The sequence below is a fragment of the Streptomyces beijiangensis genome, assembly GCF_017315755.1.
GTDB lineage: Bacteria > Actinomycetota > Actinomycetes > Streptomycetales > Streptomycetaceae > Streptomyces > Streptomyces beijiangensis.
Genome location: NZ_JAFLRJ010000340.1, coordinates 26,335 through 34,242, shown reverse-complemented (window position 1 = coordinate 34,242; position 7,908 = coordinate 26,335). Strand labels below are relative to the sequence as shown.

General features: G+C 70.0%; 9 protein-coding genes. 4 read left to right on the top strand and 5 right to left on the bottom strand.

Annotation, left to right across the window (positions count from 1 at the left end; translation table 11 throughout):
- From J0695_RS29925 to J0695_RS29910, 4 genes are all read right to left on the bottom strand, one after another.
- A partial coding sequence (locus J0695_RS29925; protein ID WP_206967268.1) for a Gfo/Idh/MocA family protein occupies window positions 1–848 on the bottom strand: 848 nt, incomplete at its 3' end.
- A complete protein-coding gene (locus J0695_RS29920; RefSeq protein ID WP_206967266.1) occupies window positions 833–1,492 on the bottom strand; it encodes a ThuA domain-containing protein in 660 nt (219 codons plus the stop codon). The genes J0695_RS29925 and J0695_RS29920, both read right to left, overlap by 16 nt.
- A 29-nt stretch (window positions 1,493–1,521) precedes the next feature.
- Window positions 1,522–2,028 (bottom strand): DinB family protein, encoded by a 507-nt coding sequence (locus J0695_RS29915; protein ID WP_206967264.1) that lies wholly within the window; start codon window positions 2,026–2,028, stop codon window positions 1,522–1,524.
- A 176-nt stretch (window positions 2,029–2,204) separates the two neighbouring features.
- On the bottom strand, window positions 2,205–2,816 hold the full coding sequence (locus tag J0695_RS29910) for a TetR/AcrR family transcriptional regulator (RefSeq protein WP_206967262.1): 612 nt from the start codon (window positions 2,814–2,816) through the stop codon (window positions 2,205–2,207).
- A 143-nt stretch (window positions 2,817–2,959) separates the two neighbouring features.
- Here J0695_RS29910 and J0695_RS29905 point away from each other — a divergent pair, with 143 nt between their 5' ends.
- Both J0695_RS29905 and J0695_RS29900 read left to right on the top strand, forming a co-directional pair.
- On the top strand, window positions 2,960–3,766 hold the full coding sequence (locus J0695_RS29905; protein ID WP_206967260.1) for a phosphatase PAP2 family protein: 807 nt from the start codon (window positions 2,960–2,962) through the stop codon (window positions 3,764–3,766).
- Entirely contained in the window at window positions 3,763–4,818 is a 1,056-nt protein-coding gene (locus tag J0695_RS29900; protein WP_206967258.1) for a DMT family transporter, read from the top strand. Before J0695_RS29905 ends, J0695_RS29900 begins: the two co-directional genes overlap by 4 nt.
- A 13-nt stretch (window positions 4,819–4,831) precedes the next feature.
- Here the strand turns inward: J0695_RS29900 and J0695_RS29895 are convergent, their stop codons facing one another.
- Window positions 4,832–5,833 (bottom strand): hydroxyacid dehydrogenase, encoded by a 1,002-nt coding sequence (locus J0695_RS29895; RefSeq protein WP_307798806.1) that lies wholly within the window; start codon window positions 5,831–5,833, stop codon window positions 4,832–4,834.
- A gap of 299 nt (window positions 5,834–6,132) precedes the next feature.
- Here J0695_RS29895 and J0695_RS29890 point away from each other — a divergent pair, with 299 nt between their 5' ends.
- Window positions 6,133–6,987 carry an ABC transporter permease gene (locus tag J0695_RS29890; RefSeq protein WP_206967255.1) on the top strand — a complete coding sequence of 285 codons (855 nt, stop codon included), beginning with the start codon at window positions 6,133–6,135 and terminating at the stop codon, window positions 6,985–6,987.
- Window positions 6,984–7,901, top strand: coding sequence for a carbohydrate ABC transporter permease (locus tag J0695_RS29885; RefSeq protein ID WP_206967254.1), 918 nt, complete (start codon window positions 6,984–6,986; stop codon window positions 7,899–7,901). Before J0695_RS29890 ends, J0695_RS29885 begins: the two co-directional genes overlap by 4 nt.
- Window positions 7,902–7,908 lie beyond the last annotated feature (7 nt).

The following is a 7,908-nucleotide window of genomic DNA, read 5'->3' as shown; positions in this document are numbered from 1 at the left end:
GCCCGGTGGAGCTCGACCGGTCCGTCGAAGCCGTTGGGATCGGGGACCGAGAGCGAGCCCCCTGTCCCGTGCACCTCGATGCACGGAAGCCGTGCCGCCTGGACGTCGAAGCTCATGACGAGGGTCGTCAGGACGCCGCCGGCGTGCTCCAGGATCCCGGTGACATGGGTGTCCACCTCCACCGGGAAGCGCGTCCCCGCCCTGGACCCGCTGCCGGTCTCCCTTTCGGTGCGCGTACGCGACGCCGCGCCGGTGACGCGGACGACCGGGCCCAGCAGATGGACGAGGGCCGAGAGGTAGTACGGACCCATGTCGAGCAGCGGTCCGCCGCCCGGCCGGTAGTAGAACTCCGGGTCCGGGTGCCACGACTCGGGTCCCGCCGAGGCCATGAAGGCGGTCGCGGCGACCGGCGTGCCGATCAGCCCGTCGTCGACGGCCCTGCGCGCGGTCTGCGTCCCGGTGCCGAGCACGGTGTCGGGCGCGCAGCCCACGCGCAGCCCGCCCGCCGCGGCAGCCGCGAGGATCGCATCGGCTTCCTCGCGGGTGGCGGCCAGGGGCTTCTCGCCGTAGACGTGCTTGCCGGCCGCGAGTGCGGCGAGGGCCACCGGGGCGTGCACGGCGGGGACGGTGAGGTTGAGCACGGCGTCGACATCGGCGCGTACGAGCAACTCCTCGACCGATCCGGCGACTTCGGCCCCGGGTATCCGGTCGGCTGCAGTCTTCGCACGGCGCGGGTCGAGGTCTGCGACCGCGGTCAGACGCACCGTGTCCAGACGTTCCAGAGTGTCCAGATAGGCGCCGCTGATCTTGCCCGCGCCGACCATGCCGATCCTCAGCGGCTCGCCCACAGCAGCCCCCTCTCGGTGAGTGTCCGCACCTCGGGGACGTCGAAGTCGTCCGGCTTGTGGCCGATGGTGGAGACGAAGACCCGGCCCGCGCCCCAGTTCCTGGTCCATACGGCCGGCATGGTGACCTCACGGTCGCGCTCGCCGCCCGCGGGGAAGAGGGTGGTGGCGAGGACGTCGATCAGCGGGTCGGTCGACATCCAGTACTGCTCGGTGTCGACGCGGAAGTCGGTGAGCCCCGCGATGACGGGGTGGTCGGCCCGCTCGGGCACGAGGTGGACCTCGTGGTCGATGAAGCCGGGCGGATGCATCAGGAACTGGCCGCCGGTCAGCTGGTGGTAGTCGACCTCGCCACGGAAGGAGTCGACGATCCCGCCGTGCCAGCCGGCCAGTCCGGTCCCCGCTCGTACGGCGGCGGCGAGTCCGTCCCGCTGCTCGCGGGTGATCTCGCCCATGGACCAGCACTGCACCACCAGGTCGGCGGCGGCGAGGCGTTCGGAGTCGGCGTAGGCGTCGAGACTCTCGCTGACATCGATGTCGAAGCCGTGTTCACGGAGGAAGGGAAGGAAGAGCTCGGTGATTTTCACCGGCTCGTGACCTTCCCAGCCTCCGCGCACGACAAGGGCTTTGCGGGTGAAGGACGTCATGCCCCCACCCTCCCCCGGACGGAGCCTCCTCAGGCGCCGACGGTCCCGTCGATTCCCTCGCGGAGGAAGTCGGCGTGGCCGTTGTGGCGTGCGTAGTCGTGGATCAGGTGCAGCATCACCAGCCGCAGCGAGACGTCTTCGCCCCAGCGCTCGTTGTGGCCGGTGACGTCGAGCGACTCCGCCTCCCTCTCGATGCGCCGGGAGTGCTCGACCTCCGCCTCCCAGGCGGCGAACGCCTCGGAGCGCGTGGAGGCCTCGGCGTCGTACGCGACCTGGTAGTCGCCCTCGTCCGACCAGACGAGCGGAATGTCCTCGGCGTTGATCACCTTGCGGAACCAGGTGCGTTCGACCTCGGCCATGTGCCGTACGAGCCCCATCAGCGTGAGCGTCGACGGCGGCATGGACCTGCGCCGCAGGTCGTCGTCCGAGAGGCCTTCGCACTTCATGGCCAGCGTGGCCCGGTGGTAGTCGAGAAAGACACGCAGCGTCTCGCGCTCGCTGCCGCGCAGTGGCGGTCCGATCCTGTTGTCCGTCATGGCCGGTGATCATACGGAGAGCCCCGGAACCCGGCGGCAGGACCCCGGACCGGCCGATCCGACGCCGGAGGGCGCCCTGCGTGCAGGGCGCCCTCCGGTCTCACGAGGTGCGCCGCCCCCGTCCCCACGGTGCGGCGCCGGCAACCGTCGTTCCGCTCGAACGACAGCAGCCTGTTCTAGGGGGACTCGGTGAGTCCCAGTACGGGGAAGACCACGCACTCCAGGAAGCGGAGGAGATAGTCCTCGTCCGCGTACACCCCCTCCAGCATCGGGCGTGCACGCATCGCGCCGATCAGCTGGGCGGCGACGAACCCGTTCGCGGGGTTGTCGGCCACGATCTCACCGCGCTCCACGGCCCGGCGGATCATCTCGTCGAACGCCGCGGAGGCCGGTGTGATCAGCGCCTCACGCAGAGCTTCGAGGAGCTCCGGGTTCTGCAGGGCGGCGTGACTGACCGCATGCATCAGCGGGGTGTCCCGCTCCGATCCTGTGCCCAGCGACCGGGCGACCAGCCGGAGGTCCCCCGCCAGGGTACCCGTGTCGATGTCCGACAGGCTGCCTGCCCGGCTGCCGCGCAGCGCGCAGGCCACCAGCTGCGGCTTGGTGCCCCACTGCCGGTAGAGCGTCGATTTGCCGCAGCGACTGAGCGCGGCGACGCCTTCCATGGTCAGGGCGTCGTAGCCGCCCTCCCTGAGCAGGGTGAGCACCGCGTCGTAGAACTCCTGGGCACGCTCTGGCGTGATCTTGGAGCGCGACGAGGTCATCGCGGAGTCCTGGGACGACTGCATGAGCTCTCCCTCTCGGTGTGACGAGCAGCATCGATACGCCAGTGTACCGATACGCAGTCGTATCGGTACACTGGCGTATCGATACGACGTGAAGTGGCGTCTTGTCGATCTATTGATGACTGGATAGCAAAGGGGCACGGGTGATGCACGCCCGACATGAGCCTGCTGAACGGGAGACGGACACTTCTGCCCGCCCGCCGCTCGTGCGCGAGCTGCTGCTCGTCGCCGGACTCTTCCTGGTGTACAAGTTCGGCAGGCAGGCCGCCAATGGCCATGTCGACGAAGCCTTCCGCAATGCCGGACATGTCTGGAACGCCGAGCGCACCCTGCATCTGCCCGGCGAAGCCGGGGTGCAGCACGCGCTGCTGCACAGCGACGCGCTCATACATGTGGCGAACACCTACTATGCGACCGTCCATTTCCCGGCCACCATCGCCTTCCTGGCCTGGCTGTACTGGCGCCGCCCGCTGCACTACACCTCGGCACGGCGCGTGCTCGCGGCTCTCACCTCGGCCGCGCTCGCCCTGCATCTCCTGTTCCCCCTCGCGCCCCCGCGGATGCTCGCCTCGACGCATCTTCTCGACACGGCTCAGATCTACGGGCCCTCCGTGTACGGCGCCGATCCGGACACCGACTCGATGGCGAACCAGTTCGCCGCGATGCCCTCGCTGCACTTCGGCTGGGCGCTGATGGTCGCCATAGGACTGATCGTCGCGACCCGCTCGCGATGGCGCTGGCTCTGGCTGCTGCATCCCCTCGTCACGCTCCTGGTGGTCGTCGGCACCGCGAACCACTACTGGCTGGACGCGATCGTGGCGACCGCGCTGCTGGGCATCGCGCTGGCGGTCTTCCGCCTCCCGCGCGCCAAGCCCTCCGTACGCGAAGAGCCCAGGACCGCACCGGCACGTGAACCCATCCGTGAACTCGCCGCGTCGGGAGCCGCCCGATGAACGCCACCGTCACAGCCGTCGTCCTCTCCCTGCTCTCCGCGATCGGTTACGCGACCGCAGCCGTCGCCCAGGAGCGCCTCGCCTCCCGTACCGCACCCTCCGCCGGGGTGCTGCGCCTGCTGCGCCGCGGCACCTGGTGGGCCACGGTCGGGCTCAACGCCACCGGCGCCCTGCTGCATGTGGCGGCGCTGAAATACGGTTCCCTCACCCTCGTCCAGCCGCTCGGCGCCCTCACCCTGGTCGCCGCGGTCCCCCTCGGCGCGCACCTCGCGGGCCGGCGTGTGGGCCGGGGCGAGTGGCGCGGCACCGCGCTCACGCTCGCCGGTCTCGGCGCGCTGCTGGTGACCGCGGGCGGCCATGCGCCGCGCGTCACCATGGACGTCCCCGAGGCGCTGGCCGTCGCGGCCGTCGCGATGGCGCTGGTGGCCGGGCTCTCCCGCCGGGGCGCCCGCCCCGGACTGCGGTTCGCCGCCGCGTCCGGCATCGCCTCCGGGGTCGCTTCGGCGCTCACCCAGACCGTGACGGTCTCGGTCACCGACAGCTCGGGCCCGGTGCTGACCTGGCAGGTCGTGCTGGTGGCCGTGCTGGTCGCGGCCTTCGCCGCGGGCGGCCTGCTGCTCTCCCAGATCGCCTACCGCGAAGGCCTCGGCGCGCCGCTCGCCGTCGTCACCCTGGCCAACCCGATCGCGGCCGCCGCCATCGGACTGACTCTGCTCGGCGAGCACCTCACCGGCGGCTTCCAGGGTGTGCTGCTCGCTTTCGCGGGCGCGGCGGCCGCAGTCCGCGGCGTGTTCCTGCTCACCCGGACCGCACCGGCCGACGTACTGGCCGATGCACCAGTCGATGTGCCGGCCGATGTACTGCCCGATGTACTGCCCGATGTGCTGCTTGCCGATGGGCTTCCCGGTGTCGTTCCCGACGACCTGGCCGACCTGCAGGCGACAGCACCGCAGGTACCTCCGTACACGGGCGTCCCGGTGCGGCGGACCACGATCCCGAGCCCGCCCGCTCCGGCGCTCTCCCGCTCGTCCTCTGCCGCGTCCGGGACCTGAGAGGTGAGCGGTCTCAGGCGAGCCGGGTCAGGTCGGCTCGCCCGAGACCGCCGCGCAGGGGCTCCCCGCGGGCGAAGCGCTCCGCCTCCTCGACGGCGTAGACGCCGAGGCGGATCACCTCGCTGCCCTGGGCGCCCGCGAGGTGCGGGGTGGCCAGGACGTTGGGGAGCGTGAGGAGGGGATGGCCGGCGGGGAGCGGCTCAGGGTCGGTGACGTCGAGGAAGGCGTCCAGCCGGCCCGAAGCGCACTCGCGGGTCAGGGCTTCGGTGTCGAGCAGGCTGCCGCGCGCCGTGTTCACGACGGTTCCGCCGTCCGGGACGAGGGCCAGCATCGAGGCGTCCATCAGCCGGTACGTCTCGGGGAGTTCGGGGGCGTGGACGCTCACCACCGAGCTGCGCCGGCAGAGTTCGTCGAGCGGAACCAGCTCCGCGCCCAGTGACGCGGCCTCCCGCCCGGTGACGTACGGGTCGGTCAGCAGCAGCCGGTAACCGGTGCCAGAGGCGGCGAGCCGGGCGAGGACCCCGCGGCCGATGCGGGAGGCCCCGATGATCCCGACCGTACGGCCGTCCGCACCCTCCCGTTCCGAGAACGCCGGCCAGGCATCGCCGTAGCGCGCGGCCGTGGGCAGGGCGCGTTTCGATGCGAGCGTGATGACCGCGACGGTGTAGTCCACGACGGGACCCGCGTTGGCGTCCGCCGCCGAGGAGACGAGCAGACCGCGCTCCCACACCGCCTCCGTGACCAGGCTCTTGACCGATCCCGCCGAGTGGACGACCGCCTGCAGCCGTGGCGCCAGGGCCAGTACGTCCGCGGTGAGCGGCGGGCAGCCCCAGCCGGTGATCAACAGCTGCGTGTCGGCGAGGACCGATCCCGCCCCGGTGCCGGTGAGCGATCCGGTCAGGGTCTCGTCCGCCAAGTCGGCGCAGCGCCTGAGCCGTTCACGCAGTCCGGGCGGGAACACCGCCCGCGCCACGTCAAGGCCCATGGCCAGCGCGGTGGTTGGTCGGTCGGCCACGGATGCCCACTCTCTCTCTGTAACCGTTTCCACAACAGTGCAGGAGGCTAGAGCGATTTCTCGTACGAGGTCAAGAGAAGTAAGGGCGCAAAGGGTTGACCGACCCATGTAACCGCTTTAGATTCCTCGCACCTTGACCCGACGACGGAAGGGTTGCCGTGCCCACGGTGACAGAGAATCGAACCGGCGGTGGGGCGGTGAAGCCACCCATCGAGCGGACGAATCCCCCGAACTCCCGCAAGACATCAGGGAATCACTGGTGGAAGCGTTTCCAGTCCAGTCGGACCCTTGTCCTGCTGATGCTCCCGGGACTCGCGTACTTCCTGCTCTTCCACTACGGCGCCTTCGTCGGCAACGTCGTGGCGTTCAAGGAGTACGTACCGTTCGACGGTCTGTGGGCCAGCCCCTGGGTCGGCGTCGAGAACTTCAGCCGGATGTTCGGGGACGCCGACTTCTGGCACGCCACCTGGAACACCCTGGCCATCGCCCTGCTCCAGCTGGTCTTCTTCTTCCCTGTACCGCTGGCGATCGCCCTGCTCCTGCACAGCCTCACCTCGGACCTGCTGCGCCGCTTCGTGCAGTCCGTGGTCTATCTGCCGCACTTCCTGTCCTGGGTCATCGTCGTCGCCCTCTTCCAGCAAGTGCTCGGCTCGACGGGCCTGTTGAACAGCGTGCTGGGCGACGCGGGACTGCACAGCGTCGACATCATCGGCAACCCCGACGCGTACAAACCGCTCGTCGTCGCCCAGGTCGTCTGGAAGGACGCCGGCTGGGGCACGATCATCTTCCTCGCCGCCCTGATGCAGGTCGACGAGCAGAGTTACGAGGCCGCCGCCATCGACGGCGCGGGTCCCTGGCGCCGCTTCTGGCACGTCACGCTGCCGTCCATCAGGCCCGTCGTCGTCCTGCTGCTGATCATGCGGCTGGGCGACGTCCTGTCCGTGGGCTTCGAGCAGATGCTGCTGCAACGGCCGACGGTGGGTCCCGCTGCCGGGGAGATCCTCGACACCTTCGTCTTCTGGCAGGGCCTCGTCGGCGGCGACACCGGTTACGCGGCCGCGGCAGGCCTCTTCAAGGGAGTCGTCGGCGCGGCGCTCGTCTTCGCGGCCAACAAGGTCGCGCACCGGCTCGGAGAGCAGGGGATCTACAAGTGACCACCGCCGTACGCCCCGCACGCCAGGCCCGCCCCACCCGACCCGCCTGGGTCGAGAAGCCGAAGCCGGTCACCCAGGCCGGCAAGGCCGTCGCCATCGTCGTCCTGCTCGTCCTGGTCCTGGTCCCCTTCCTGGTGATCATCTCGACCAGCCTCGCCTCCAACCAGGAAGTGGTCGACAACGGCGGCTGGGTGATCTGGCCCGCGCACCCCACCACACGCGCCTACCGGCAGATCCTGGACGGCGGGATCGTCACCCAGGCACTCGGGGTCAGCGTCGGCGTCACCCTGGTCGGGACGCTCTTCTCGCTCGCCTGCACGACGTTCCTCGCGTACGCGCTGAGCCGCCCCAAGGTCTTCGGCGCCAAGCCCGTACTGATGCTCATCCTCTTCACCTTCCTCTTCCCGCCCGGCATGATCCCGGCGTTCCTGCTGGTCAAGGGGATGGGACTCCTCGACAACTACGCGGCCCTGATCGCCCCCGTACTCATCAACGTCTTCAACCTCGTGGTCCTGCGCGGCTTCTTCCAGGGCATCCCCGAGGAGTTGTACGAGGCCGCCCGCCTGGACGGTGCGGGCGACTGGCAGACCCTGTGGCGGATCGTGCTGCCGCTCTCCAAGGCCGCCCTCGCGGTCGTCGGCCTCTTCTACGCGGTGAGCTACTGGAACGCCTGGTTCCATGCCTCGATCTATATGAATTCCGACCACTGGCCGCTCCAGCAGGTCCTGCGCACCTATGTCATCGGCGGCGCGCAGATCGCCGACACCGGGGCCAGCGAGGCGGGCATGGTCTCCGCCCCGCAGACGACGCAGATGGCGGTGCTCGTCATCGCGACCGTACCGATCCTGATCGTCTACCCCTTCCTGCAGAAGTACTTCACCAAGGGCGTGCTCACCGGCGCCATCAAGAGCTGACGCCCAC

Coding starts and splice junctions, on each gene's coding strand:
- J0695_RS29905 (WP_206967260.1), top strand. CDS start 2,960: ATGCACGCCCGACATGAGCCTGCTGAACGGGAGACGGACACTTCTGCC.
- J0695_RS29915 (WP_206967264.1), bottom strand. CDS start 2,028: ATGACGGACAACAGGATCGGACCGCCACTGCGCGGCAGCGAGCGCGAG.
- J0695_RS29900 (WP_206967258.1), top strand. CDS start 3,763: ATGAACGCCACCGTCACAGCCGTCGTCCTCTCCCTGCTCTCCGCGATC.
- J0695_RS29920 (WP_206967266.1), bottom strand. CDS start 1,492: ATGACGTCCTTCACCCGCAAAGCCCTTGTCGTGCGCGGAGGCTGGGAA.
- J0695_RS29910 (WP_206967262.1), bottom strand. CDS start 2,816: ATGCAGTCGTCCCAGGACTCCGCGATGACCTCGTCGCGCTCCAAGATC.
- J0695_RS29890 (WP_206967255.1), top strand. CDS start 6,133: ATGCTCCCGGGACTCGCGTACTTCCTGCTCTTCCACTACGGCGCCTTC.